The 26,415-nt window shown below is 37.8% G+C and carries 38 protein-coding genes; 10 read left to right on the forward strand and 28 right to left on the reverse strand.

All coding sequences use genetic code 11. The features are described 5' to 3' along the window. Positions 1–28: 28 nt before the first annotated feature. Positions 29–1,129 (reverse strand): type I restriction endonuclease, encoded by a 1,101-nt coding sequence (locus E1919_RS00070; protein WP_162051312.1) that lies wholly within the window; start codon positions 1,127–1,129, stop codon positions 29–31. Positions 1,130–1,427: 298 nt separating this feature from the next. Between E1919_RS00070 and E1919_RS00075 the strand changes: the two genes are divergently transcribed. From E1919_RS00075 to E1919_RS00085, 3 genes are all read left to right on the forward strand, one after another. Further along, positions 1,428–1,685: a hypothetical protein gene (locus tag E1919_RS00075; protein ID WP_162051313.1), complete on the forward strand. Its 258-nt coding sequence runs from the start codon at positions 1,428–1,430 to the stop codon at positions 1,683–1,685. Between the two features lie 20 nt (positions 1,686–1,705). After that, positions 1,706–1,960 (forward strand): hypothetical protein, encoded by a 255-nt coding sequence (locus E1919_RS00080; protein WP_162051314.1) that lies wholly within the window; start codon positions 1,706–1,708, stop codon positions 1,958–1,960. Between the two features lie 168 nt (positions 1,961–2,128). Beyond that, positions 2,129–2,671, forward strand: coding sequence for a hypothetical protein (locus tag E1919_RS00085; protein WP_162051315.1), 543 nt, complete (start codon positions 2,129–2,131; stop codon positions 2,669–2,671). 441 nt (positions 2,672–3,112) lie between these two features. On the opposite strand, the gene E1919_RS00090 is transcribed toward E1919_RS00085, so the two are convergent. Then, positions 3,113–3,403: a hypothetical protein gene (locus E1919_RS00090; RefSeq protein WP_162051316.1), complete on the reverse strand. Its 291-nt coding sequence runs from the start codon at positions 3,401–3,403 to the stop codon at positions 3,113–3,115. Here E1919_RS00090 and E1919_RS00095 point away from each other — a divergent pair. The 4 genes from E1919_RS00095 to E1919_RS00110 all read left to right on the forward strand — a co-directional run bounded on the left by E1919_RS00095 (position 3,402) and on the right by E1919_RS00110 (position 6,837). Continuing rightward, positions 3,402–4,001, forward strand: coding sequence for a hypothetical protein (locus tag E1919_RS00095; RefSeq protein WP_162051317.1), 600 nt, complete (start codon positions 3,402–3,404; stop codon positions 3,999–4,001). The genes E1919_RS00090 and E1919_RS00095 overlap by 2 nt on opposite strands. Positions 4,002–4,316: 315 nt before the next feature. Beyond that, positions 4,317–4,946, forward strand: coding sequence for a recombinase family protein (locus E1919_RS00100; RefSeq protein ID WP_162051318.1), 630 nt, complete (start codon positions 4,317–4,319; stop codon positions 4,944–4,946). 186 nt (positions 4,947–5,132) lie between these two features. Next, a complete protein-coding gene (locus E1919_RS00105; protein ID WP_162051319.1) occupies positions 5,133–5,951 on the forward strand; it encodes a DUF2971 domain-containing protein in 819 nt (272 codons plus the stop codon). 49 nt (positions 5,952–6,000) lie between these two features. Continuing rightward, positions 6,001–6,837: a hypothetical protein gene (locus tag E1919_RS00110; RefSeq protein WP_162051320.1), complete on the forward strand. Its 837-nt coding sequence runs from the start codon at positions 6,001–6,003 to the stop codon at positions 6,835–6,837. 230 nt (positions 6,838–7,067) lie between these two features. Here E1919_RS00110 and E1919_RS00115 read toward each other — a convergent pair whose 3' ends face one another. Continuing rightward, a complete protein-coding gene (locus E1919_RS00115; RefSeq protein WP_162051321.1) occupies positions 7,068–8,771 on the reverse strand; it encodes a hypothetical protein in 1,704 nt (567 codons plus the stop codon). Between the two features lie 1,151 nt (positions 8,772–9,922). On the opposite strand from E1919_RS00115, the gene E1919_RS28090 reads away from it, so the two are divergent. Beyond that, positions 9,923–10,072: a glycoside hydrolase family protein gene (locus tag E1919_RS28090; protein ID WP_394351736.1), complete on the forward strand. Its 150-nt coding sequence runs from the start codon at positions 9,923–9,925 to the stop codon at positions 10,070–10,072. A gap of 387 nt (positions 10,073–10,459) precedes the next feature. After that, positions 10,460–10,729 (forward strand): hypothetical protein, encoded by a 270-nt coding sequence (locus E1919_RS00120; RefSeq protein WP_162051322.1) that lies wholly within the window; start codon positions 10,460–10,462, stop codon positions 10,727–10,729. A 196-nt stretch (positions 10,730–10,925) separates the two neighbouring features. On the opposite strand, the gene E1919_RS00125 is transcribed toward E1919_RS00120, so the two are convergent. From E1919_RS00125 to E1919_RS00225, 22 genes are all read right to left on the reverse strand, one after another. Then, a complete protein-coding gene (locus tag E1919_RS00125) occupies positions 10,926–11,288 on the reverse strand; it encodes a hypothetical protein (RefSeq protein ID WP_162051323.1) in 363 nt (120 codons plus the stop codon). Between the two features lie 299 nt (positions 11,289–11,587). Continuing rightward, positions 11,588–11,947 carry a hypothetical protein gene (locus tag E1919_RS00130; RefSeq protein WP_162051324.1) on the reverse strand — a complete coding sequence of 120 codons (360 nt, stop codon included), beginning with the start codon at positions 11,945–11,947 and terminating at the stop codon, positions 11,588–11,590. Between the two features lie 141 nt (positions 11,948–12,088). Then, positions 12,089–12,628, reverse strand: a complete 540-nt coding sequence (locus E1919_RS00135; protein ID WP_162051325.1) for a hypothetical protein — start codon at positions 12,626–12,628, stop codon at positions 12,089–12,091. Between the two features lie 52 nt (positions 12,629–12,680). Next, positions 12,681–12,809, reverse strand: coding sequence for a hypothetical protein (locus E1919_RS27870; RefSeq protein ID WP_262888679.1), 129 nt, complete (start codon positions 12,807–12,809; stop codon positions 12,681–12,683). A 178-nt stretch (positions 12,810–12,987) separates the two neighbouring features. Continuing rightward, positions 12,988–13,566 (reverse strand): O-methyltransferase, encoded by a 579-nt coding sequence (locus tag E1919_RS00140; RefSeq protein WP_162051326.1) that lies wholly within the window; start codon positions 13,564–13,566, stop codon positions 12,988–12,990. Between the two features lie 77 nt (positions 13,567–13,643). Next, the gene (locus tag E1919_RS00145; RefSeq protein WP_162051327.1) at positions 13,644–14,279 is read right to left on the reverse strand and encodes a toxin-antitoxin system YwqK family antitoxin; all 636 of its coding nucleotides are present in this window, start codon (positions 14,277–14,279) and stop codon (positions 13,644–13,646) included. Between the two features lie 77 nt (positions 14,280–14,356). Continuing rightward, a complete protein-coding gene (locus tag E1919_RS00150; protein WP_162051328.1) occupies positions 14,357–15,010 on the reverse strand; it encodes a hypothetical protein in 654 nt (217 codons plus the stop codon). Between the two features lie 11 nt (positions 15,011–15,021). Next, positions 15,022–15,288, reverse strand: coding sequence for a hypothetical protein (locus tag E1919_RS00155; RefSeq protein ID WP_162051329.1), 267 nt, complete (start codon positions 15,286–15,288; stop codon positions 15,022–15,024). A 60-nt stretch (positions 15,289–15,348) separates the two neighbouring features. Further along, on the reverse strand, positions 15,349–15,546 hold the full coding sequence (locus E1919_RS00160; RefSeq protein WP_162051330.1) for a hypothetical protein: 198 nt from the start codon (positions 15,544–15,546) through the stop codon (positions 15,349–15,351). Between the two features lie 108 nt (positions 15,547–15,654). Then, positions 15,655–16,227, reverse strand: coding sequence for a hypothetical protein (locus E1919_RS00165; RefSeq protein WP_162051331.1), 573 nt, complete (start codon positions 16,225–16,227; stop codon positions 15,655–15,657). Between the two features lie 96 nt (positions 16,228–16,323). Continuing rightward, entirely contained in the window at positions 16,324–16,836 is a 513-nt protein-coding gene (locus tag E1919_RS00170) for a hypothetical protein (RefSeq protein ID WP_162051332.1), read from the reverse strand. A gap of 97 nt (positions 16,837–16,933) precedes the next feature. Continuing rightward, entirely contained in the window at positions 16,934–17,470 is a 537-nt protein-coding gene (locus E1919_RS00175) for a hypothetical protein (protein WP_162051333.1), read from the reverse strand. Positions 17,471–17,540: 70 nt separating this feature from the next. Continuing rightward, on the reverse strand, positions 17,541–18,227 hold the full coding sequence (locus tag E1919_RS27245) for a DUF7832 domain-containing protein (RefSeq protein WP_202915820.1): 687 nt from the start codon (positions 18,225–18,227) through the stop codon (positions 17,541–17,543). Between the two features lie 75 nt (positions 18,228–18,302). Then, positions 18,303–18,626, reverse strand: a complete 324-nt coding sequence (locus E1919_RS00185; RefSeq protein ID WP_162051334.1) for a hypothetical protein — start codon at positions 18,624–18,626, stop codon at positions 18,303–18,305. Next, positions 18,605–18,886, reverse strand: coding sequence for a hypothetical protein (locus tag E1919_RS00190; protein ID WP_162051335.1), 282 nt, complete (start codon positions 18,884–18,886; stop codon positions 18,605–18,607). The genes E1919_RS00185 and E1919_RS00190 overlap by 22 nt, the downstream gene beginning before the upstream one ends. A 64-nt stretch (positions 18,887–18,950) precedes the next feature. Then, positions 18,951–19,631, reverse strand: coding sequence for a hypothetical protein (locus E1919_RS00195; protein ID WP_162051336.1), 681 nt, complete (start codon positions 19,629–19,631; stop codon positions 18,951–18,953). A 52-nt stretch (positions 19,632–19,683) separates the two neighbouring features. Beyond that, positions 19,684–20,397, reverse strand: coding sequence for a hypothetical protein (locus E1919_RS00200; RefSeq protein WP_162051337.1), 714 nt, complete (start codon positions 20,395–20,397; stop codon positions 19,684–19,686). A gap of 68 nt (positions 20,398–20,465) precedes the next feature. Next, the gene (locus tag E1919_RS00205) at positions 20,466–20,870 is read right to left on the reverse strand and encodes a hypothetical protein (protein ID WP_162051338.1); all 405 of its coding nucleotides are present in this window, start codon (positions 20,868–20,870) and stop codon (positions 20,466–20,468) included. Positions 20,871–20,954: 84 nt separating this feature from the next. Then, a complete protein-coding gene (locus E1919_RS00210) occupies positions 20,955–21,395 on the reverse strand; it encodes a hypothetical protein (protein WP_162051339.1) in 441 nt (146 codons plus the stop codon). Between the two features lie 155 nt (positions 21,396–21,550). Beyond that, positions 21,551–21,856, reverse strand: coding sequence for a hypothetical protein (locus tag E1919_RS00215; protein ID WP_162051340.1), 306 nt, complete (start codon positions 21,854–21,856; stop codon positions 21,551–21,553). Positions 21,857–21,963: 107 nt separating this feature from the next. Continuing rightward, on the reverse strand, positions 21,964–22,335 hold the full coding sequence (locus E1919_RS00220; RefSeq protein ID WP_162051341.1) for a hypothetical protein: 372 nt from the start codon (positions 22,333–22,335) through the stop codon (positions 21,964–21,966). A gap of 363 nt (positions 22,336–22,698) precedes the next feature. Then, complete coding sequence (locus E1919_RS00225) at positions 22,699–23,451, reverse strand: hypothetical protein (protein WP_162051342.1); 753 nt, start codon at positions 23,449–23,451, stop codon at positions 22,699–22,701. Between the two features lie 181 nt (positions 23,452–23,632). On the opposite strand from E1919_RS00225, the gene E1919_RS00230 reads away from it, so the two are divergent. After that, on the forward strand, positions 23,633–24,043 hold the full coding sequence (locus E1919_RS00230) for a hypothetical protein (protein WP_162051343.1): 411 nt from the start codon (positions 23,633–23,635) through the stop codon (positions 24,041–24,043). Positions 24,044–24,118: 75 nt separating this feature from the next. Here the strand turns inward: E1919_RS00230 and E1919_RS00235 are convergent, their stop codons facing one another. From E1919_RS00235 to E1919_RS00245, 3 genes are all read right to left on the reverse strand, one after another. Further along, positions 24,119–24,652 carry a hypothetical protein gene (locus tag E1919_RS00235; protein ID WP_162051344.1) on the reverse strand — a complete coding sequence of 178 codons (534 nt, stop codon included), beginning with the start codon at positions 24,650–24,652 and terminating at the stop codon, positions 24,119–24,121. Between the two features lie 532 nt (positions 24,653–25,184). After that, positions 25,185–25,586 carry a hypothetical protein gene (locus E1919_RS00240; protein WP_162051345.1) on the reverse strand — a complete coding sequence of 134 codons (402 nt, stop codon included), beginning with the start codon at positions 25,584–25,586 and terminating at the stop codon, positions 25,185–25,187. A 156-nt stretch (positions 25,587–25,742) separates the two neighbouring features. Further along, positions 25,743–26,324 carry a hypothetical protein gene (locus tag E1919_RS00245; RefSeq protein ID WP_162051346.1) on the reverse strand — a complete coding sequence of 194 codons (582 nt, stop codon included), beginning with the start codon at positions 26,322–26,324 and terminating at the stop codon, positions 25,743–25,745. Between the last annotated feature and the right edge of the window lie 91 nt (positions 26,325–26,415).

Below are 26,415 nucleotides of genomic sequence, written 5' to 3' on the forward strand. Positions count from 1 at the left end.
CCCTTTGTGACCTACTATATTCTTTGACCTATGCAGTTACTTTCTTAGCATCGTAAGATAAGGCTGTGTTGATTAGCTGTTCTGAGTACTGGAAAATATCATCAATGGACATGATTTCATTTCTCACTTCCTTTCTGTTATCGTCAAACACCCCTATATATTTCTTATTACCTTCTAAATATAGTCTGCAAACTGGTCTTCGATTGTTATCGTCTACCAGTACGCTGAAATAACTTTGGGCATCTCTGTAAAATACTCTGTTTGCATCAATCTTGATTCTAAGGATAGAACGAACCACATAAAATGCTTCCTTCTCTAATTCAGTGGTGTTAATCTTGCTTTCGGGTTCAGCATCTGGTACAGCAGCAGCATCAGCTTCAGGTGTAGGTGAAACCGTATCAGCAAATTCCCTTGTTGCCTCGTTATTTAGTGCTGATTTAAGCCTGTCTGAAATCATATCACTGATGTATTGATTAAGTGACTTCTTAACTATACCAGTGAATTGTTCCATTACTTTAGCAGTAAGAACACCTGAATGTATTTGTTTAGCAAAATGCCTTACAAATGCATCAGTTGGATTGTTCATCTCTTCCTGTAGTATCTTCTTAATTTCCCTGTTATACTTTAACTCAGTAGCAGCATTTAATATATTATCTACATCAAAAGTGTTCTTGTGATACTTTTTGAGTTCAGAAACCGCATTATCTTTTATCTCAGTAATGTTGAACTCCCAAAAAGGCTTATCATCCATCTTATTTGGTTCAACCAAATCAGTGTAGAATTTATAGATGATACCATTAGTAAGAATTCCAAACTTAGATGTGGTTACATGGAAGTAGCGGTGTAACTGGCTGTTGTGAACATTCAAATCTTCCTTCCAGTGCTTACACTCTATGATGATAATTGGTGAATCATCTTTAAAGATGCAGTAATCAACTTTTTCTCCTTTCTTAATCCCTAAATCTGCTATAAACTCAGGTACAACTTCCATCGGATTGAATACATCATAGCCCAATGCAGCTATAAAAGGCATTATGAAAGCATTCTTAGTTGCTTCTTCAGTTTGAATGCTGTCTTGCAGCCTTGATACTTTCTCAGAAAGTGCTTTGATTGAGTCTATAAAGTCCATTTCATTTATTTGGTTTTGGTTAGGAGAAGGGATAAGGTATAAAAATTTTATATATTCCGAAAATATTATGTTCAAAAAATACAAAGAAATATTTATATACCTCTTCTTCTACTTTAAAAGCCTATTTTGAAAATCAGAAAATTTTAAAATTTGGGATAAGACATTTTAGGAATTCTGAGATAATGGGGTGGTGGATAATCATAGGTGGTCAGCTTGGTCAGTTAACGGCCAACAGATTTTCATTTTCCCCATCTTGTATGAAAGGAATTAGTTATATTTAGTGGTGATATATAGCATCATGGATATAAAGACCATAATCAATTCATTGGGTATAATCTTCACCATTTGGGGTGTGTTAATGGTTTATCTTCACTCACCATTAAATATCAGTTCAATTCATGGTGGTTATGCTGATACAGATTGGGATAAAATAGAAGCAGAAGTCAACAGACACAACAAATTAATGAAATACGGTGTGATAATTGTTATCGCTGGTTCACTTTTACAGCTTATCAGCAACTTCATCCCAACAGGTGAACCACTGTTCCAGATATAAGATATCAGAATTCAGAAGCTATGGATGATGTGAAATATTTTGTTTGGAATATCATTGGTGTTTGTCTGATGATTCCAATAGTAGCCCCGATACCAGCCCTGATACTAATGTCAATAAGTGGATGGAATGGGTGGGTCTTTGGTAAACAAACCTATCTTACCTGCTTGCTGGTAATGGAAGCACTTGTCATTGGGTATGCTATAATCATAATGGTGGTTTCCTTTATCAAATATCTGGTGAAGCGTAAGAAAGAACCCAAAATCAGAAAATTTTAAAATTCTGGAATCCAGATTTCCATTTTTGATACATTTTGTATGTGGGCAATAAGAAAAGAAAATGCCTCATTTTTATGTAATAAATATTAAGTTCTGTATCTTATTTTTATTTTATTCTGTATAGGGTTAATTATACAATGCACTTCCGATTTACTAAACAATTCAATTATGAAAAAGCAGTTACCTTTCTTTTGCCTGTTAGTATTTCTGCTGTTTTCATCAACTGTATACAGTCAAGATATAAGCAAACTTGATGAAAAATATGGTTTTCGTGATGCTAAATTTGAAACTCATATTAGCAAGTTTGATAACTTAGAATTTTTGCTGACCAAAGGTGATGTAAAATTCTACAGGCGTACAACAGATGTTCATCAGATAGGAGAATTTGACATCAGTATCATCATGTACAGCTTCTACAACGAAAAACTTCATGGTGTTCAGTTAAAAACCAATGGCTATAAGAATACAAAAGGTTTGATAGAGACATTGAAAGCTGCATACGGTGAATGTTTAGTAGTTGATGATGATAAAGAGTTACTGAAAAGTGAAGGGGAAAAAGCATATTTGTGGTTCAGTAAAAAGGTTTCTCTGTTTGTTATAGAAAACACAAAAACTGAGGAAGCAACTGCCACTTTTCATTGCAATGCTTTGGTTGAGGAAAGAGAAGCTGCTGATGCAGCCGCAGCCGCAAAAGCAGTCAAAGACATGTAATTATGAATATAAAGACTTCACTAAATTTAACCCACACTTTCTAAGTATTAGAGAACAAAAATTCAGAAATTGGGGATTTTCTGTGAGATGGGATATAGGAACGACCACCGAACCCCCACAAAAAATGACCCCTGCCCCCCTATCTTAATTAAGACCCATCAACCACAACCTTTAACTTTATCAAACCCCTTCTTCATGGTGCGTCCTTAATTAAGGCACTATATTTAACATAATAAACACAATATACAGGTGTGTAACAGTTGAGTAAAAATAAGCTAATAATAATTGTTATGTTAAAGAGTATTTGAACCACCCTTACATTTAGTGCTTTAAAGTGACATTCTCTGTTATGTTGAGGCTTCCTTACATGGGGCTTCTATTCATAGTATCGGCATAGTATAAGAGGCACTAAAAACAATGTTGCAAAGCTGAACCCCTCCCCTACCCCTCCCATTTTTCAGATTTCGGGTGTGGAGGGAAATGGTTAGTTAGTGCATTTGCGTAAGTGAATATACTCATGTTGTGTTTAAACCCACTTTTTATCTCATAGGCATAATTGGTACTGGTGTCCCTATATCCAGAAGTTTTTATATATTTAACATAGGTTTTTATATATGTTACTATGTTGTCTATTCTCTTACAGGTCACAAACACCTTACCCACCGCTACACCGTTAATTTCCACCACCAACATCATCACTGGTTTCATCGGTGCTGCATTAGCATTGTTCATGAAAAGGGTATTTGATGCCTATGATAAGGATAGAAAGAATTCTGACATTAGGGAGTTAATTGTATCAGATTTGAAGAAGCAGAAACAAGGTTTACTGGAAATGGATAATGATATAGTTGCTACTTTGCCTATGGTGCTGGATAAAAGTGAAGGAAGTAAAGGAAGTGCAGAAAGTGGTGATAAAACTACTACACAATATCCATTTTCGGGTTATAAGATGGAAAAGTATGTTGATACAGATATTTTTAAATCTCATACCAGAATGGAATTCTTCAAAGCTTTTCATGAAGAAGACTTTCATCTGTTATCATCTATTTATAGAAGGATTCAACTGTATGAAGAACTAAATTTGATAGGGTTACATGAAAAGATTAGTGATAAGATTCAACATTATACGGATGTTGTTTATGAAATTATGAAAGAAACAGATACTGAAACCCTATTGGAACGGTTGGATAGGATTGAATACAATGTAAAGAATTATTATAGTGACATTCACAGTACCTTGGAAACCCTACATGAAGAATCAAATGTGGTTATACCTATGATTAACAAACTAATTCAGAACATTGAAATGAAGTATGATGTGATATTCTGACAAATGAAAAAGGTAGCTATTAACTACCTTTTTTCTCCTATGATGATGTTGTGTCACATCTGCTGAAAGTTTGATAATGTCTTAATTTTGTCAAAATAAACATCCCATGATTTCGGATTTGACTGTGGGTTGCTACCATCTTTATAAAATGTAACTGCCCTCCCTATGCAACCAAACTGTTAGTGAAAACGAGAAAAATCATCAGCAACCGCTTCAAATTAATCCCTACTTCAGAAACATCATAGATTAGTTGCAAATACATATATTGGTATATATATTTGCTTCAATTCAAACACAAGCTAAACCTGAAGCATCATGAGAAGCGTTATCTACACCAGAGTATCCACTGACGAGCAAACAACGGCAAGACAAATAACTGACCTGAAAAAAGCTGAAGGGTTCGAGGTGGTGAAGATTTTTTCAGAGAACATTAGTGGCTTCAGGAAGTCTGTTGAGGAACGGCCAATATTACAAGCCATGCTAAAGTATGTTGATAAAAATGATATCAAGTGCATTCAGGTGTCTGAGGTGTCACGTCTTGGACGTAATACCCAAGAGACATTGGCTTTGATAAATGAGTTAGAGAATAAGGGAGTTTGCCTTTACATCCAGAACTTAGGTATTACACTTGGTGCAGATAACGAAAAGGACAGGATGTTCCAGCGTCTGGTGGTGACAATAATGGCAGACCTATCGAGGCTTGAATCAGAGCAACTCTCCTACAGAATCAAATCTGGCCTGCGAGAAAGGAAAGCTAAAGGGCTACACGTGGGACGCAAGGTGGAAAGCACAGAATCAAAAGATAAGTTTCTCGCAAAGTACACTAAGGTAATAAAGCTTCTCAAGTTGGGCCGAAGTTACAAAGAAGTGCAGGCTATCACTGGTACAGCACCAGCCACACATAGCAAGATTAAGAAAGCTTTAGAAGACAGAGGGCATGAGTAGTGAAGTATAGTTGAATCCTGAGTCAAATAATATTGAAGGTTTTCAATTAACTTGACTTTATGCATAACTGAGGCATATTTTATAATATAGTTTGCTTAATAGCGATATAGATGAATACCAAAAGTTATCTATTCTTATATATCACTTGATATTACTATCTTCACTCAATAAAAAAGGCATGTTTCTATGTTAGATTCAAAAGAGTTGGAGAGAATCAATGCAAGTGCTGAGAGGTTAAACCACTCAAATATCAAGGTTCCTACTGTATTTTATCATTATACATCGATAAAGGCAGCAATGGCAATATTAAGGTCTGCAAAGTTTAAGCTTAGTCATCCCGACTCCTTCAATGACCCTTATGATTTAGACACTTCTGTCATAGATTTCAATTGTGACGCAGAAATATTCATGAATCACCTTGCTCAGCTTGGGGTTCATAATCCTCTCAAAGACACACCACCAAATTCAGAACTGAAAAAGTATATGATAAATGCCAGCTCTGTTGCTTTTTTGGAGAATGAAGTCAAAAGAGTAAGAGGTGGTTATAGAGTAGGCTGCTTTTCAAAGGAATATAATAACACTTTAATGTGGAGTCATTATGCCAAGAGTCATTCAGGTGTTTGCATTGGTTTCGAGTATAATGCTTTCAATCCTGAGTGTTTCGTATATCCTGTTAAGTACCTCTGGAAAAAAGAGTCTTGTAACTTATTCGATTCAGAAATTCAGCCTGTTTTTTTTGTGTGCTACCAGAAGTCACGGGTTTGGAAGTATGAAAGAGAAATTAGGGTTGTTCACTTTGATACTAACTTACTAACTAAAGGAAAAGTAGCCTTTCAGAAAAACTCAGTTCTAAGATTGTACTTTGGTCTAAAGACGAAGCCTGAGGATAAAAAGGAAGTTCTAAGCCTTCTAAAGAAGAAAAAATATACTAATGTTAAAATTTATGATATGATTCATAATCCTAAAGGTTATGGTTTCCTTAAACCTCAAAAGATAGCTTACTAATTGTTAGAACTATCAAGAAAGCAAGAGACAACCCTGATGCATTGTGTTTATGAAGGAGAGCGAAAGACAGGCTATAATAAGAAGAAGAAACAAAACTATTGAAGTCTTAGGTATTGATAACTCTTTTGAAGGCAGTGACCCTATTATCTATCATTACACCAATTTCGAAGCGGCAAAGAAGATACTTGGTAATGCTTCCCTAAGATTTGGAGACCCAACTAATTTCGAAGACAAACGTGATATGGACGTGGGGTTGATTACGTTTGATGCTGACAAGGCTACTTATTTAAAGCACACTCTCAGGACTATGCCTGAAATACCTTATGAGAGATTATTGAAGATTTCTAATCACTTTGATATTTACCCTCGGTTGTTCAAAGAAGAAGCTCAGAAGCTGTTGAACGAGCAAAAGTCTAAGGTTGGAGTTATTTGCTTCACTGAAGAGAATGATAATGAGTATCTGTGGGATAAATATGGAGAGGGTGAAAAAGGAGTTTGTATAGGAATCAGAGTTTCAGGATTAGAAGGTTTCTTTATGTCAAAAGTTAAATACTCCCCTGCGATGCTGAAGGTGAATTTTTTTGATGAAGAGGTTGAGGCTTATATACATTGGGCCTTAGTCAAATCAACAAAATTTGATAAAGAAAAAGAGATAAGGGTTTTTTGCTTTGATGTACAGAACATATGTGACAGCAATCGTTGCATTCCATTGAAAAAGAACTCTGTTGACGCTGTTTACTTTGGTCAATATATGCCTGAGTCTAATCAAGAAGAACTTGTTAAAATTCTCAAACAGAAGAATTATCCTGATAGCCTAAGGCTTTTAAAGATGGTGGGTAACCCTGAGGACTACGGTTACCTTAACCCCAACAAATTATTTTTTTAAACTTCTTTTTCTTTGCTTTCTGCTGACACCACTCAAGGTGTTCTACTTACTCTCGTCTTTGAACCTGAGGTACCTGTACTTCTCAGGGTTTAGGGGGAATGTCTCAGCCACCATTGACACCGTTTTGAAACCTGCACTGTCTTTGTTCAGGAGAAGGCATCTCATTCCTCGTACCCTTCTGGTATAACCTTCGTGCTTTTATGAATTCAATTATTCCATCAGTTCAACTATTAATAATATTGATATTCAAACACCTCTTTTTTTAGTTTGCTCAGGTTATACTCAGCAAGCAATTTTAAGTCTTCTGGTGACAGTTCAGAGAGGTCTCTACCTGTCTCTTCCTTCAACCTGCTGATAGCCTCTTGCTCTTCTGTAGTCAGCGTGAAAGGGTCAAAAGTGGTCTCATCAGATGAATTGAGCCATTTCTCAAAATCATCATCATCATCATTTAAGTTGTACTTGCTGTACTTGTCAGCCTTAGTCTTTTCCACTGGCGCTACTACTTCTCTGTTTTCTTTGTCTTTCAGGTCTTGAGGCTCTGGTAACGCTACTGCTGCCACCACAGGCTCTACTACTGGTGCTGGTGCTGGTGTTGGTTCTGGCTGCCTGTTCGGGTAAGTGATGTGCTTCTCTGACTCTTCCTTGAGGGTTGTCACCTTTACCATGTTCATCAACCCCGTTGCCTTGTAGACTTCCTCATTCATTATTCTCAGGATTTCTGATTCATCATCTTTCTTGAAGATAAAAGCGTCATAAATTCCAGCTATGAAGGTCTGAGAACCTAACTCCTTATAGACCCTTCTGGCTATCCTGTTGTTGAACAATTCAGCCTCTACGGGAGTCATTACAGTAGTAAAACTCATTCCTTTTTTCAGCACCCTCAGGAATTCAGTGACTGTTGGATACAGCTTCTTGAATGCAGCATAGAAAGGGTTCTCTCTGTGTTTCTCGTTATGGTTACAAACTTTCCTGAGGAAATCTGTTTTAGGGTTGCTGACCTGCACACCTTCAGCCTCTAACTGCAAGCTAAGGGTTTTATAGAATTCACGTGTCTTTAGCAAAGCCTCAAACTGGTTAAGTTCTTCTGTGGCGATGGGGTCAGTCAATTGGTCTCTGTAGGTTCTCATGGCATGCAACATCAGGATAATTTGAGCAGAGGTAACGTCTGCTTGCATGATTTCACCTTCATAACCATCTACCACCAATCTTCTTCTCAAGACCTTGTAGGATGAAGTCAGGTCGGTTGTGATTCTGCCTGTCATGCCTATTGTAAAGGATACTGAGTCACTGTTGAGGCTCTCAACTGTTCTACGCATCATCTCTCTTGTGACTTCGTTGAACTCAACATTTTTGATTCGAACACCTTCAGCAAGCCACTCTTCGAAGTCAGACTCAACAGCCTCTACATCATATCTGAGCTTGTGTAAATTTGAGAGTAGGAAGTTGTACTCAGGTGTACTTGCGTTCTGAAGCAATAACTCAGTTTTCTTGTCTTCTATCTCTATTTTAGGCTGCTTAGGGTCTACCCTCTTGAATGCATGGACTAACACAGTGGCTTCATCTCTGAAGGTGTCAGTGAGCCTGTATTGCTTGCTTTCATCGTTATCAGCAGAGTAAGAGTCAGTGCCTCTGTTGTTCTGCTTTACCTCAATGATTCTTAGTGCTTTGAGGTCTTCAATAACTTTTTTATATGCACCAGTCAGGTTGATGGCTAATATCTTATACCAGAGCATTACCCATCCGTTATCATCTTTTCTTCTGTCTGATGTCAGGAGGTCAATAAATCTAAGGTATCTCCAAAACTGTGTGTCAGTTACTGGTTTCTTGGTGGTAGTTAATGAGTTGATTTGTTCTCTGAGTGCTTGAGGGTCAAGGTTCTCAGGTAGTATGCAGTTAATCTGCTTGTCAATAGTTTTTCTTTTAAGCGTTGGCATCTCTTCATTTTTTGTTTAGGCTTTAATGTTATTCTCTCACTATTTTTTTCTGTAGTTCCAGTACAGTCAGGCTTGTCGGGGTGGAACGTGAGCAGGCCGCCTGAGGGATAATGATAAACCCTAACCTGCTCACTCCCCTTAGTATTCTTATATAAATAGGTTGAAATAATATTTCAACTTGTTAGAGGGTGATTTTTTATAAAATATACTTAAGAACCTAAAAAGCGGCCATACATGCTATTTTATGGCATGGGCACGTTTTTGATATATACCAAATATATGTTTTGTGTGCTACAATTAAAAAGAGAGGTGAAAAAAAAGTACAATTATTTTTCAGAACTGAGAGTAGTCAGCAGATGTCCTGTAATGCGGGTGTTTTGTAGACTTGCTTTACCCTTCTGGCTATGTGATGGTGTTTTTTTGTGTGATGGGTATTTTGTTGTGATGCTGGTAATCAGTTAGTTATATGATGGGTAATTTGTTGGTATGCTGAAAGCCAGTTGGTTATGAGGATATTTGAACAAACTGTGGCGTATGAGGTTTTATTGAGATGGTTTACCCCTTCGTACAAGCATGGGTACTTTATTGTGATGCTGAGTATCAAGTATTTACATTATGTGTATTTTGTTGTGATGCTGGTAATCAATATCTTATGCATGATGAAATAATCAGTCATAAGTAGTTTTTTATCTCTCCTTAAGCAGTTGGGTGCTTTGTTTGGTTGCTGATTATCAACAAGTTTGGGTATTTTGTTGTCATTGCCCCTCCTCTCTCACCTGAATACTATATATATATTATAATACACTATATAGTATATAATAATCTTATATAACCCTTATAGATATAGAATAATAGATACTAATAAATAATAGGAGTATAATAACTGATGATATAGAGTATTCTTCATGAGTAAGTAAGATATTACCCCAATGATGGTGTATATAGTTGAAATATGTAACATATCAACTGTCAACAAGCCCAAGGCCACCCATGAAACAGGAAAGAACTTGATTCTGTGTATGAAGATTAGATTTTAAACAGTGCATCTATCCTGCTGGAAAATCAATACAGGTCGGGGTACTACCTGATTAATGGTAAGCCCACCCCCAAGGGAATGAAGATTACAGAAGCGCAGGCTTAAGTAAGAATACCTGAACCAAGACATCAAGCGCTTTGGAAAAGGTAAGAGCAGGTTGGCGAAGCCAGCAATCAACAAGAACATGTTCTCAGCACTGGTTTCTTTTGCGTGCAACTGCGGTCTGGACAAACTTAAAGAATACACTTCGTATGCGAGTGAGTAACGCCCCCCAATAACCCTGATGTTGCTTCAGTCTTCAGGCTCGAATCGTGGTGGTAAAGCACTGATGGGTTTGACACGTAGAAGAGCAGCAGAATCAAAGCTTCGTTTCTCTTGATGATTGAAGTAATGTAAATAATGGTCTCAATGGTCTTAATTTATATTTTCAGCCCTTCTGAGACACTTTAACAGCACCAGACAGACCAACACCTTAGCGAGGCTCAGAGAGGTTTAAAACAGCTGTAAAAAGAAAGGTTACAAGGAAAGAGGCTACTCATGACTAACCTCTTTGTTTCTGTATATATGATGTGGGTTTTTATGATATGACAGGATTAAACCACCTGCATAAGTACGCATCTATTCAAGTGTCGCCTTCAACACAGTGCCTGAAATGAAGCTATTAGAGACGATTACAGAGGCTTTTGCTCCTGCTATGGCAACTACACCACCTCAGGTGTCTGAGAACAACAGGGCCTATCAGATACTGTCTGAAGAGGAAATGTGGAAGCTTCAGGAAAGGGAGGATTGGGGCGACAGAGTGGCTGCAAGAATCCTCAGGCTCGTTGAAGCCGAAAGCAGGTTAGATTTCACTGAGGACGACATGCCCGTCATTCGCCACACTTATCGCATTAAGAAGAGGCACCTAAAGAGGGCTTCATAGCAGCGTAAGAGCATGTTTATATATGTATGTAGCTCTCTATGGATTTAGATTAACAGATTACTCAATTATTGAACATCAGCACAGAGAAGCCTTCCAATGAAAAACGGAGGGCTTTCTTGTTTCTGTTTCTCAATCTTCTATATAGGTCTCGTACATGAGGTGGCGAAGCTAACTTATAGCTCTTGTGGGAGTTTCGTCATTTGTTGTTTTCATTCCAGTTCTTCAACCAGAACTGATAACCTATAGCATCTGCTGAGTCTCCTTGAGATTCCGTTTTGATTATTGTTAGTGCTTTTTCTTCTTTTTCTTTGTCCGTTGGAAGTCTCTCAAGAATATGAACTGCTGCCCATAAACTTATTTTATGTTCGGGAATATCGAGTAAATCCGCAAATTCGTTTGGAGTTTCAGGTGTCTGCTCGTTGGCTATTGCTTCAACTATTTTGTACATTCTGCCTACAGCCTTATTGCGGCTTTTAACAGATGCTTTATCGCTATAATCTGTACAAGCGCATGTAGCCGCTAAGCTTTTGTACTCTTCTATCAAGTCTTTTTTTATCATTGGCATGCGGCACAACGTACTTGCCTATAATGTGGCATAGCTATATTATAGGCGTGGTTTGCGTTTGTATTTCTTCACTATTTGTTCTTCTTCTGATTCAATCTTCAAGATGCTTTCTTTAGAAGTCACAGAATTTATCTCTACACAGTTTCTAAGCCCACCTATTTGCTCTCTTGCACAAAGTGAATCTTGAAAATCCTTAACTGAGTTTTTCTTGTTATTCTTTATGTCGTGGAGTATTAAGGCTTCGTTCTCTTCGTGTAGGTCGGTGATATAGAGAAGTACCTGTTCAGCTTCATTTACGCCACCAGAATACCATTTAATAATTCATTTCCAGTCTTCTTTTCTATGAGTTGTATTGGGTGCGGATTACCTGCACCGAAAGAATACACAAACAAAAAAGTATCTCCAAAATCAGCACCTATGTAGCCAAGATTCTTATGTAGCATTTCAGAATTTTCTTCATTCAGTACTTTAATATCTTTTTTCCCCTTAACTAAAGTTAGGCTCTGTAATACTTCGTCAGTTGTAGAACTTGGGTATACCCTGTAAGACAAATGATAAACATGACTTAGCAATGTGTCAAAACTATATTGCTCTATCGAGTCAACTTTAATCAATTGTTTGGCTGCACCTTCTTTCAGAGATGAATTATTCATTTGTTTATCCTGTACAATTGTGGTACAGGAACAAATGAAAGCGAGCAATATTATGTATAGGAGCTTTATCATTTCATATGCATGCTAACGGTTAGGACAGGCTGCGAACGAGGCATAGCCGAGTATGAAGCCTGTGTCGTGTTAGCGGAAGGAGTTCTTGTCTAACCGATACAGCACTTGTCTGAAATACTTGTTAAGTAGTCCAGTACCTTTAAAAGTCTCTAACACTTTTGGTGCAGCTTCAACCTCTGCCTTTCTATACTCATTCTGGTCAACATTTATCAAGCTACCCAAATATGCCAGTTTGTAGATTAAATTTTTTGGTTCAAGAAGAGTCGCTTTCAAAAGCATTTCTTCTCCTTCCTTTTCTAAGTCTTCATAATCGCCATACTCATAAGGGAAGATTGAAACAGTATAACCAGCAACAAAATTGAAATCAGCTTTATCAGAAAATCTCACTTTCCCTTCCTCATACATTACCTGCAATCTATGACTTAAGTTAACCTTGTCATGGAAGCTGCTTGGAGCGTCTTCAATTGCTGTCCATAGGAAAAAGTAAAAGTGCTTCCACACCTCATAGTTACTTTTATCCGCTGAATATATTAGATTGTAAGCCTGAAAAGTCTCATTGAACTGCTCTTTTTCCTCAAGCTCAAATATGTACTGAAGCTTTTGAGTCATTTCTCTTAATGATTAAGCCTACCGCTAACGTCTCTGCTACAAGGTGGCGAAGCTAACTTATAGGTTTGGTTGGCGTATCGTTGTTCTTATTCTTTTCTTCTTTTCGCTTCTTCTTGACTTCCCGCTTTACACTACTCTTTTCAGCATACTCGTTTAACAAAGAATCTTTGTCCTTAGCCATTTCGTCAAGCTCTCGTTTTGAGAGTCCTTTCAAATCCTTACGGGTTACATGATAACTCTTTGACATTGTTTTCTTTTGTTTTGAGTTCTATTGATTGTCTATGCACGCCAACGGTCTCGTACATGAGGTGAGTGAGGCATTTGCCGAAGTTTTGCTCATGTGCATTGTTGTAAGCTGTTTATTTTTTTACGGCAACAACTATTCCTGTTGCCCACACCTGCTTTGTCAAAACCAAGTCCTCTCTTGTTTCTAAGCGGTCAATAAGGTTGATTGCCTTTTCATGATGCCCCTCTGGCCAGTTGGGCTGCGGCAGCATATCGTCAATGATATATACCCCTCCTTTATTCAACATGGACAACGCTTCATCCAAAAGAAGATATTTCCCATGCCATGTGTCGGCAAAAATGTAGTCAAACTTTTGATGCTTGTTACTTTCAATCCATTCGCCACCATCTGTATCAATCAGTTCCAACCGCTTATCATCACTAAGGAACTGCCGTGCGATTTCCAAGAACTGAGCATCATTGTCTATCGAAACCAGTGTGGAAGCATCATCCATGCCGTCCAGAATCCATGCTGTTGACAATCCAGTTCCCGTTCCAAGTTCAAGAAATTTACCTGATGGTTTAGAGCCTGCAAGCGTCCGAAGCAAAGAGCATGTTAGTACATCTGAGGCCATTGTAAAACCTGATTTTTTAGTAGCTTCATCAATAGCGATATAAGACTTCGGGAACTGCTGGTTTATTTCTTCTGTCATTATTTATTTTGTTAAAATATCTTACAACTCGGCTATGAGGTGGCGTAGCTAAAGTTTAGGTGTGGTTATGCATTGTTTTACTTCAGATTTTGCCCTAAGCTTACTGATAGTTCTTTTTCTGACCATGGAAAGTATCCAGATGCTTCTTCTACGCCTTCGTTAAATCTCACAATAGCGACTGTCTTATTATCTGGCATCCTAAATACCCAAATCCCATGCTGCTTTTCATCCTTAAAGCTTCCTTCAGTGTTCTGAATCCCACTCTCAAACCATTCAGCTATTCTTCCATTCTTTTTGCCGTTCACCCAAATGATGTGGTTTAGTCCCCCGCTTTGTGTGTATTCTTCTATTTTATTTTCTATTTTCAGATTCACCTTCAGCTTTTTAAAAGTCCTTTCCATGTCGGAGAGGTAACTTCTAAAACCACCTTCTTCATACAATGTCTCTCCGTCAAGCCCATACAGCCTGTAATCTGATGGTTGACACTTAGGCATTTCATAAGTTGTCACAAGTGCGCCATGTGTTGCGTAGCCTTCGGCAAGTGCATTTTTAAGTTCAGCGACTTTGCTTGAATGGACATACTTGAAGTACCCAAGCGACTCAAGCTTTTGAACAACTTCTTTGCCCGAAGTCTTTTTCTGAAAAATGCACTTGAAACTAAACAACATGACTATTGAAGAAAGGCAGAAGGTGAATAGTAAGACCTTTTTCATTGATTACAATTTTACTCAACGTACTGGGCTTTGCGGTGGCGTAGCTACTTTATAGGTGTTGTTGGCAGAGGTAGTTTTCATTTTCTGTTTAAACTGTCATAAGGTACACTAACTGGAGTTGGCGGAGGAGGTAATAACACGTCTTTAGCTGTGCTAAAGTATCTGTCCTCGCTTTTAATTAGATTTTGACTCTCAACGATTTCAAACAAACTGTGCATCTTCCTCTGTAATTCATTTTCAAGAGTACCCTTCATTACTACCTCCCCATTAGCAAACTTTAGTTTTAAAGAGTACCAAGGCTCGTGTTCAGCATCATAGTACTCGCTTTTCAAGCTATTAAAATCTATAGAGTCAAGTAGTTGATGAATTCTCCCCATACTTTGGGAGTCAAGTTTCGCTTTGTAATTTTCTACTATAGTCGTTTCGTCTCTCAAGCGATAGAAGACTATACTGTCCTGCAGAATCTCCACATCCTTACTCTTCCTCTCTCGGCCATACAAAGGGTTCATGGAGAAAGCAATTCTTTGAAAGCTAATGTCCTTCTTTTCAGTTGGAGATTGTTCAGTTACTTCATCACCTAACTGTATTTTTTCTTCACTACCCCCACAGGATATTAGAATCGTCAGAAACACCAGTGATAAGAGGTTTTTCATAATTTCTATTGCTGCCAATGATGTGGTGCAGCCGAAGCCCGTAGCGTAGCGAGGGTTAAGACTGAACTTGGTTGGCATGAGAGCTTCTTTTATTCTTTTATTAACTTGTTGAGGCGTGGCTGTAATACCCAATAACCGATGATTGAGAACCATATCAGAAAAAGCTCTCCTACATAGTCTCCGAACTTTGCGACCCGTCCTAACTCAACTGTTTTCATTGTCTTTGCAGCAAAGCGTAAACCCATGAAGATGAAAACCATTGACAAAAGGTGAAGCACAACTATTGCAATACCAGCCACTGCCACATTATCTCCCGAACCGTCTGTCAGAAAACCCATATATATTATGGTTCCCAAGATATATAGTATCGGAATCGAAAAGTAGACTTTAAATCTTCCAGAGTTTAGCCTTGTATCTTACGGAAGCTTTTGGTTCAACTCTGTTGCTATCGCCCATACCCATCCCAAGGTTCCAAGGGTAAAGAGTACCATCATAACTGGAAACACCTCAAACATCAATTCAGGATGAGAGAAGGTGAATACATTTATTAGTATTGGAAGTCCCCATGTCAGGAGAAACAATTGCCAATGCTTTAGCTTTAGAAGAAACTTCATTTGTTCTGTTTTTATAACTTATGCTTTGATGCCAACGGTACTCGTGCAGCCGAAGCCCAAAGCGTAGCGAGGGTTAAAGCTGAACTTTGTTGGCGGAAGCTGTTCTTTTTAACCACCAATCGAATTTCTGAAGAACCTGTAACATTCTCCTGTATCAATGTTGGTGACTATGTTAAAGTACCACTCTCCACCATCATCTACTTCTACTACTTCTGTTTTCCAGTCTGAATGGGCAAAGGAACTCTCTATTGAAAAGCAGTTAATCCAAATCAACTTCTGACCTTTCTCATTTCTGGCACCATAGTACTGTCTCCTATAACTTGGTAATTCTTCAATCGCATTATTGGAGATTCTTAAGCTATCTGCACCTATCTTGTCAACTTCAACACATCTTTTTAAGATTCTCTCTGCTTCCACGATGTTTTCAAGAGATGGGGTGAAGGGAGTAACTTCTTCCGCTTCCGTAGGTCTCATGAGCATGCTAAAGGTGTAAACATCATGTGTTGGTTTTTCTTGCTCATTAAATACAACACCTGAAAAGCTTTTGGTCTCAATCAGGTAATTTGCTGAACTATCAACTGGGGTTACAGCATATTCCACTCCATTAATTTCATAAGTTTCTGTCTTACTACATGAACAGAAACAAACCAAAAGTATAAGAAGAGGTATAAGCTGCTTCATATTTTCATAGTTAAAGTTACCGCCAACGGATAGTACATAAGGTGAGCAAGGGGTAGCCGAAGCGAAACTTATGTGCCGTGTTGGCGGCTGGAGTTCTTATTTTTCTACAATCGTGTCTCTTTCACTTAAGACTTTGTTAATCCGTGGCTGTATAAACCATATACCAATAGGCCACATCAACATCAGAACCACATCTCCCGCATACTCTCCAATCTTAGCTTCTCTTCCTAATTCAATAGATTTAAGCTCCTTAACAGGAAAGGCATAGACATATAGGTAAGCAAAAATGACATAATAAAAAGGTAAGGCGGCTAATCCGCTGAATACATAATGTTGCCCATCTCCAAAAACTAAAGCAACTCCTACAATGAGCAACACTAATACCCCATTTACCAAGAATAAATTATAGTTAAGCCTTACATTATCTGGAACATACTCATACAGTTCGTTTCCTAAAATCAAAGGAAAACTTACTATGGCAATTAGAAACAGAGTATCAAGAATGATTTGAAATGTTGAAGAATCACCACTGCTTATGTTACCGATGAAAGACAAAAGCATAAGAATTAGAAATATCTGCCAATGCTTTGCCTTTAGTATTGCTTTCATTTTTCTTTAATTAATCTTACCGCCAACGGTTTATTCATAAAGCGAGCGAGGCGCAGCCGCAGCTTAGCTCATGTGCTGGGTTATGTACTGCTTTTCTTTATATGGTTACTCTTGGTTCTGAAATATGAGTCACTGCTGCATTGTTCAGAAACTCAGACAAATAGATTTGACTTGTTGCCATACTGTTTGTAAGCTCAATAAGATATTCTAAAGGGTTAGCCATACCTTCTTCAAAAACCCAAAATCTAAACCGTCTTTTGGTGCCATTCTTATTTAGATGAGTCAGTTCTTCAAAGCAACATAACTGCATTGACTGGCTATGATAAAGATGTTTAGGGTTTAGAATCCCCTCTGTAAAAACTCTCCTGTATACTTCGTCTTCAATATCCAGTATCACTCTTAGACTGTCGAAGTAGACGATGTTGTGTTCGCTAAGAGAATCTTTGATAATGTTTCCATTGAATTTTTGATACTGCTTGACCTCGTAGTCCTGACTAAAATGTTGTTCAGCGAGGTGATTCTCATACTCGCCTTGATTAGCATAAGTTCTTTCCACTCCAACTACTCCATTTATTTCTACTGTTTTGCAGCCACAAATAGCGATAACGATTAGAAGTGGATATGCTGTTTTCATTTGTCTTCTATAATTGAAGTGCTACATAACGGATTGTGCATAATGTGGGCGTGGCATAGCCGAGCCTAAATCATGAACCGTGTTGAGTGATGTTATTTTTTCTTTTTTTAGACCACTCGCTATACCTGCTGTCGATAATCTTGCTTATCAGTTCATAGTTGCTCCATTTATCTTCTACATGATAAAGCGTTGGTAGCTCATTAGCTAATGTCTTCTCGTAGTCCTGTAGATAACTTCCTTTTTCGAAATCAAAGTAGTCCAATGTGAAGTTCATCCCAATACTGCTAAGCTCTTCTGAGGTGAAGACACCATCAAGGTAATCACTATAGAAGCTGCTTCCTGTAATTTCTCTTCTCTTGACCTTTTCAACTTCTTCTGAAAACTCTTCACTCAGCAGTTCATTGGTTAGGTTATTTTCAATTATCCAGTTCAAATATAAGCCAGTATGAACATAAGCTTGACGTTCGTTTAGCTCATAAGGAAAATCACCATCGAGGTGCCACTTCGCCTTATCAAACACAATGGTTTCAATAGGCTGAACTTCTTCACCATACCTATAGCCCTTATTGAGATATGTTGCTGCATGATTCTCTGCTTCTACTATCGCTTTATCAAGTGAGCCACAGTTCTTAGTCATTTTCGAAACTCCTGCTTTGCCCACTTTGCCTGAATGAATATGCAGAAACTTATCTTCCACTTGTAACTCTACATAGTCAGTAGTCTTCTTATTTTCTTTAATTAAGTAGAGTTTCTTCATGATTCTAATATCACTCAACGTGTTGGTATAGCAGATTGTGAGGCGTAGCCAAAGCATGACTGCTATACTTTGTTGTTACCCTGTTATTCTTAATCTACTTATCTGGTCGTTATGCTGCACATCAATATTTGTCAGCCCATTTTTGTCTAAGGCATTGAATATTGTAAAGTAGTTCTTTGTATCAAATTGATTCTTCTTTTTCAGGACAAATTCAACTCCATGCAACATATAGCCTGTCTCGTGCTTTCTACCGACATTTTTCGGGTTCTGCTTATCTTCGATGTATTCACTAATGAAGTTGTATGCAAGGATTCGGACTTCTTCAATTGGTTGGTCCAGATTTTCAAGTAACTCTTCTTTTCCGTTTACCTTCCAACTTAAGGGAAGTTCTTCTCCCAATCCAGTTTCTCATCAAGATTTATTGTGTTGATGGTTAAGCTAAGTTCATCAAGTTGATAAGCTGTGAACTCATATCGGTTATTATCTATTTCAAGAATCACTGGTCCATCAGGATACCATTCATTCTCCATGTCATCCCACATTACCCAAAAACGAGTTATAGTTTTCCCAATCAAATTTTGAAGTGTCTCCTGAAATGTTCTTTTGAAGAGTTCAACATCATAAAAAAATTTTGGTGCATAAGATGGGATTCCTAACATTCTATACTTTTAATTGAGTACAACGGATTGGCTTTTTGGTGGCATAGCTACCGTAAAGGTGGGGTTATGGGTAATATTCTTTCATTCTTTTAGCAAACCGCTGTATCATATTCCTTTCTTCAGCATCACACTTTCGGCAGTTGCTTAACATTCTGGATTCTACTCCATCTATTTCTTCTATTTCACTGTGTTCGTATTTAATGCCTACTTCCATGGCAACACCGTCTGCCCATTTGTTAAAATCAGCTTCTGTTAACACGGGTTCAGATTGAAAGTAAGTAATAAACTGCTTCGGCTCAGTTTCTACATACTCTTTCATTGATATGCCTAAAGGTTCTGAAAATGCTCCATCTGCCCACCAGAGTGTCTTTGTGACAAGCGTAAAGTAAAAGGGATGTCTAACTCTATCATTGCTGAACAAGCTATCTATGAGAGAAAGGGTTTTATCGTCATCGTCTAAAGCTACTTTTTCCTGAAACACATCTTTGAAGAGAACAGGAATCAAAGGGTCATCAAGATGCTCCTGTAGTGTCTTAGAACCTATCATCCCGTTAGTCTCAATCACTCTGAGGCTCCTTTCGTGGTAGCTCGTCTGTGCTTGTGTCAAACTTATAGAACTGCTGTCGACAACTAATTCCTGAACCACTGGCGCAGGTAGTGGTTCGTTTGTGCTTAGTTTATGTTCATTTACTTGATTGCATGAAGCAAGAAAAGCAGCCAGCAGGACAGCAAGGGCTAATTTCATTATTTATTTTTTCCCATAACGGCCAAGGGGATGAGCAGGCGGGCTTTAAAAGTTAATTGCCTTTCAGCCAAGACCAAATATTTTCAAAAGTATTACTGTTTGAATTAGCACTGCCCGCCCGCTTACATATAGCTGATGTTGTAAGTAGGGCTTCTTTATTTTCTTCTATTTCTATCGTTTCAACAGTTCTTAGTTTTCTTTCCGTGTCAGTCCTTTTGTCGATGTACTCATAATGTCCGATGTCGTCCATTTCACCTGTTGGAACAATGTTTTCTTCGTCAAGCCAATTCAAAACTAATTCAGCTTCTTTTTTGACACCTACATAAATTCGGTCAATTCTATTTTCTTTTTCACTCTTGGTCAGCTTTTCCCATTCATTGTAATCCCAAAAGTCTTCCGAGAAGGTCAGGCCGTATCCTAATCCAAGGTTGTTAAAGAAGTTGTATCCTGAACAGTACAACTTATAAGTTTCAATAAGGGATTTGGCGAAGTCGTCTGTCCGCTCATTCAGGTCAGTCAGAATTTTTCTCAATTTTCTCTCCTCATTTTTTCGGAAGTCCAAGAACGGGTCGACTATTTTACCCACTTCAGGTTTTACGTGTCGGTCTTTGAAGTTTAAAGAAATCAAGTCGATGTAAATGTCATAGCCTAAAAGCTGTTCAAGCTCCTTTGTGGAATAGAGCCACTTTTCGAAGTCAGCAATGGAAATTTCATTGTTATAGACTTTGAAGAACTGAATTTGTATGTTAAGTGGTAATTTGTTCATCGGGTATTTTGTCGCATTTCATACAACGTTCTCGTGTAGCAGAGCCGAAGCATCAGCAAGGCTTACTGCTACACCTTGTTGGGCTTTCGTGATTCTTTTAAATACTCTTCTACTACTGCATTAAACTCACCTACTGAAAAGGCAGGAACCCCATTATCTTTCTCCACCTTTTTACAATTCATATTCATGTAACTCTGCAATTCTATGTTTTCCTTCTCAATGCTTAGCTTCTGGGTCAAACCATACTTCCAATTCTTAAATGTATCTGTGGTTTTCAGCTTCCCTTCATTTATTTCTACTAATCCACACGCTTTAGCTGATTCTACACTTTCCGTAAATTCTTGATAGGTAAGAATGGCATGATTCACATAGTCAACATAGCCAATGATGTCCAGCAAACTCGCTCCTTCTTCACCCTTTTCTGAGTGAAATACAGACTTGATTACCAAGGAGTGAGTTTTGCTAAATTTCATTTTCATTAATTACTCATGCAGCCCAACGTTCTCGTGTAGCAGAGCCGAAGCCTAAATTATGAACTTTGTTGGCAGAAGGAATTCTTAATTTTCTTTAGCAATTTGATATATGTAGTCAACCAGTTTATCGACTTCGCTATTTTCATACTCTAAAGGTTCAATCAACCCGATAGCATAGTCCCTTACTTTATCTCTGTCCAAATCTGCTAATGTGCTAAGTATTGAGTCAGATAGGTGCTTTAGTCGATTTGCTATTGCTTTGCCTGTAATACTATCAAACTTGTAAACTGACCTTTTTAACCAGTCTTCAACTACATCAGCACGCCCTTCTTCCTCGAAGTTTTTCATTACTTCTTCTCTCGCCTTGATAAGAAGACTTGTTATAAGTGGGCTGCCAGCAAATTCATTTAAGTCATAACTGTCTATTTGGTCAGAGAACTTGGCCTTCGCCAGTAACTTATAAAGTGCGTAGACTTCGTTTTTATCAGCTATAACCATTTCTTCTATAATTTTTATTGCTGCCAACGCCTCTGCTTTGCGGTCGGGCGGGATGATTAGTATTACTGCTCACTTACTACTAACACAACAGAAGGGTAATATAGTAAAATTTAGATTTAAGTCCGCCTGACGTGAAGGTTTCGTTGGGGCATGTTTTTCTATCTATTCTTAGCTCAACACCTTTAAGGGCGAAAGTATATCATCAAAACCTTACTTACTAACCAGATTTGAACAGCTAAAAGAAGTGCAAGTCCTGCTACTTTAAGAATCTTCTTTGATTTCCTTTCTTCATCTAATTCAGTCCCTTCAGAAGAATTCCAGTAAACTAAGCTGCTAAATGAAGCCACTCCATAAACCGCCAGAAGAACTAAAATAAATGTAAATACAGCTTCGGGCAATATGAGTCTGCTGAAGTTTATACCTATGAAGAAAAAGGTAAGAAATACTGAAATCACCACATTCCAGCCGAATCGAAGATATTCTTTCAAAATGTGAATCATGAGTTCATTCAATACTTTAAATACGCCCCAACGGTGTTCGTGTAGCAGAGGTGAAGCGTCAGCAAGCCTTACTGCTACACCTTGTTGGGCTATCGTTATTCTTCTTTTCCTTCTGATTTTTTAGAGTTATCAGAAGAATAGGCATCAATTAGTTGTCTACACTTCCTAAGAATGTCGGCTTTAAAAATCTTATTGGTCTCGTCAAACTCATTTTCAAATTCAATGAGCTTTTCAATATTCCATTGAAGCCGTTCCGTGCCAACTGGCAAATCATCAATAATTAAATCATAGTCTCGGAAGATACCCACCTCTACATCATCAGTCTTTCTGTAGGGTTCTAACCAGCTTATGATTTGATTCATTTTGTATACTCCAAGGGGTATAGCAACTTGGTTTGATATTATGGCTCTTGCGTTAGAGACAATTTTATTAATGAACCTTTGCCTTTCCTTTTCTTCTGGAGTCATGTGAACATTCTATAAGTTGTAATGTAGCCCAACGGTCTGGTGCAGCCGATGGGCGAGGCATAGCCGAGCCTAAATTATGAACCGTGTTGCACTAAACCTTCGGTGGTTTACGTATATACACACTGTGAACTTCGTTGGAATACATTGAAACATCTTAATAAATTTAAATAACTGACTGTCAATAGCTTGTAAAAATATTTTAGACAGATTTTTTAATGCAACAAGTTGAACATCAGTTATTTATAAAGCATTTCAGCAAAACGGAAAACCCATTATATTATAGTGTAGGCAAATCGGTAAGGTGCAACCACGGCTTCATTGTAGGCACTCCGTACCCAACGAAGCCTTAGTTGTTGGGAGAAGCTATTCTATTATCAACCTATCTTTCGGGAACACCAAGCTCTCAATCCTTGGGTTCAACAAAACTTTTTCAATTATTTCTTTATCAGCCCCAAGAAAGAGATAATCCGCATCATAACAGGTATGGATAAACCACTTTTTTGATTCATCCCAGATGTCAGTGGGTGTGCCTTTGAATCCCATTTCCAGTGTGGTGGGTATGTCATTTAATTCGCCTTCGAAAAAAGTATTCTTGTAGGTGTCTATCGCAATCAAGTCATAGTGGAAAAAGCATTTACCCTTACCTATTGGCTTTAAGGTTTTTAGTATTTCTTTCAACAACTCTTCTTCAACTGTTCCGCTATCTGGGTATAAAAGCCATTTGGGCTGACTTCTCCCAAACTGGCTACTGATATTATTAGACTTAAAATCTACCCCATACTCCAATAAGAAGCCATACTCTATTTTCATCAACTCTATTATGTGCCTAACAGGAAGTCTTAGATATTCTTCATAAGGCTTCTCATGCATGCTTACCCAGCTAAAGAAAGATTCAACAATCTCTTCTGTGTCAAACTGCTGCACCTTGTCTCTCAACTGGCTTAAATCTGGGTCAATGAGAAAGGGATTAAAGATTTTCAGATAGTGGTTGAATTTGATTGGAAACAGTTGGTCAACGCTTATCTCATAAAGTAAACGCATGTTACCTTCAAAGAAAGCTCTAAACTCGTTGTTATCCGTTTCGCTTATCATTATTATACTTTGAGTTACTCCCAACGTCTCTGCTTTGCGGTCTGGCGGCTTAGGAAATAAGCCCACAGAACAACCTTTACTAAGCAGCAAAGTAATATAGTAAACTTTGCATTTAACTCCGCCTGACGTAAAGGTTTTGTTAGGTGCTGGGTTTCTTTATTCTGATGCTTTGGATATCTTCATACACTCCATCAAAACTAACATAATGAAGAAGCTTCTAACCCTTCTTTTGCTTCTTGTCACTTTCTTAACCTACGGCCAAAGTCAAAGCTGTAATGTGGAAGAGCTATACAGATTTCTTCATTCAAAGGGTTTAGCAAATGAAGAGGATAAGGACTATGTAAAGTGTTCTCCAATAGTGACTGAAGAGAATGGCAATGGTGTCTTTTCATTCGGTATTGATGAGACGCATGCACCAACATTCTTTTTCATTCGTAGAGATTCTGAAATTCACTTCATTGACAACTCCAAAGTAGACAATATCTTCAATGATGTATCAAGCTACTTAAAAGGTTCTAACCTCTCTTTGGAGAAGAAGCTATACTGCTACCAGAGGCTATTAGAATTAGTGAAGTCAGATACAGTTGATTATCCTTGGTCTTTACCCAAGAAGTAGTATCTTTTTTCTTCTATAATTCACCTTACACCTACGGCTTAGCTATAAAATGGCGAAGCTACCTTATAGGTTTTGTTATAAGGTCTTGTTCTTTATTTTGTCTTCCCAAAGCAACTTCATGGACGTGAAGTAATCCGATTCAAAAGCTATAGCTCTTATTTCATTCACATCGAACTCAAAGTCATAGTTTTCCTCCACAGAACCGTCTGCCTTTATCATGTCGATAGTCAACAACCTATCTGTTACTTCTGATATTTTGCCGTAGAAGACTTCTGTTTCGCTGTCGTCTTGAAACTCAAACAAGCCATACTTCTGCTCTGACCATTTCAGCAGGTCAATCGCTGAGCCAAAGAGGTTAACAGTTAAACCAAACCTGAATCCTATTGGGGGTTCTTCTTTTACTCCTTTTAGGTTCAACACCTTCTCTATTACTACTTCTCTTGAGGTATAAAGTCTTTCTTCTATGAAAGATTTCCTGTAGAGTTTGTAGCCATCTATTTGATAATCCACGGGAACATACTTCACCAGAACCCATTCGTCATTTTCTACTATGACGAGACCTTTTTCTGGTTCTTCCCATGAAGCAATTTGAAAAGATTCTACTTTCATAATTATACCCTACAACGTATTGCCTAAAGGCTGGCATAGCTAACGTAGGCGTGGTTATAGGCTTCTGTGCTTCTCTTTATGATTGATACTGTAAATCAAGCTCGATAACACTACGCTTCCAGAATAGACTAAGCTAAGCATAAAAGCCATGGAGCCAGATATAATTTTGAAGGTAATAAACACAATTCCGATTATTACCATGTTCAGGAGTATCTTAATCAGTATTGCGGATGATATTGTTTCAGTCAAAAGTCTATAGGTAAGAAAGCTAATTAACAAGGCGGGTAAAGAAAGGACTAAACCGAACATTAAAAACAATGGTAGAGTCTCTAACCCTGTATTCCATTCACTTTTTGTTAACCCAATGATAATAAGCAATAGTGGGGCAACAAAGACAATGCATGTAAACCAAAGCTGCAAAGGGTATAGCTTATTCATTCTTTTTCATTCATTGGTCTTGCCTATAACTGGCTGATGCAGCCGATGGGCGAGGCGTAGTCGAGCATAAAGGCTGAACTTTGTTGTAGGGCGTTTAAAATTTCCTCATATGATATTTCTCCCCTTGATGCGTAAATATTTGCATTGAATTATTAGTAATATTCTCAACAGAGATTACATATTCTTCATTATCGAAATCGAATTTGAAAGCATTATTTTCATGTGACCATGTAAAGAACTGTCCCTTCTTTCTTCCGCACCATATTAATTCTCCACTTGTTTTATCCGTTAGTTCAAATCCAGAGTTATATTCAAAAGGTAACACTGCGTAGGCACATGGCCAAAGACTTCCTTCTTGATAAAAAATAGTGTCTCCGTTTAATTGGACTAAATATTCTGCCTCCCATTTGCCAATAAAATTTGGCTTTACACTTTCCTCTTTTCTACAAGCATAAATAAATATTAGCGCGACCAACATTAAAGTAATCCTGTTCATAGTTAAGTGGTTTTTTATTTAAAAAAGTACATATTTTTTATTTTAATATTTGTTAAATTATGATAATGGCCTACGGATTTGGCTTTGCGGTGGCGCAGCTACCGTAAAGGTGGGGTTAGCGCATGTGCTTCTATTCATTTAAGTTGTTGAATTCTACTATACTTCCTCAATCTGGTGTCCTTCCCATGTTGTTATGATTGGGCGCTTGTGCATTTTATACCATCGTTGAACAAAATATTCAATATTATTCAAATCCGTTTCGATGATTCTCTTTAGTTGCTTTGCTCTTTTGCTAAAGCCATTCTTCGAATAATAGCTTCCAATTTTATGCTTTCTAAACATGAAGTCATAGTTAAGTATTGGAGGTCTTTTAATATCATCAATCCCCAAACGCATTTCTGTAATACTATTAGGTGGAAGCTTATATTGAAGTCCATCCACATCATTCAGTTGGTTGATAGATTCAGGGTTTGGATTTAGTTTAAAGATGTTCAAAATAAACTTTATCCATCTGTCCTGTCGAGTTATCTGTATCTCAATAATTTGTAATGTTGAATCAGGATTTAGGCGGCATAATTCATAGGTATAACCTTGAAGGCTGTCCCTACCAAACCATGATGTTGAGAAGGGCGATTTCTTAAAGCCTTTTTTCTCCAATAATGGAATCCCGCATTCAAGAACTATTCTATTTCTAACTTCAAGCAATTCTTTTGCTGAAGATTTAAAGAAAAGACCCATTATTACTTCTATATATTGCTTTGAAATTGTAATCGTATTAGCCCTAACGGCTCGTGTAAACAGTGTGCGAGGCCGTCGGCCTAAGTATGTT

The organism is Pontibacter pamirensis (assembly GCF_010015475.1).
Lineage (GTDB): Bacteria > Bacteroidota > Bacteroidia > Cytophagales > Hymenobacteraceae > Pontibacter > Pontibacter pamirensis.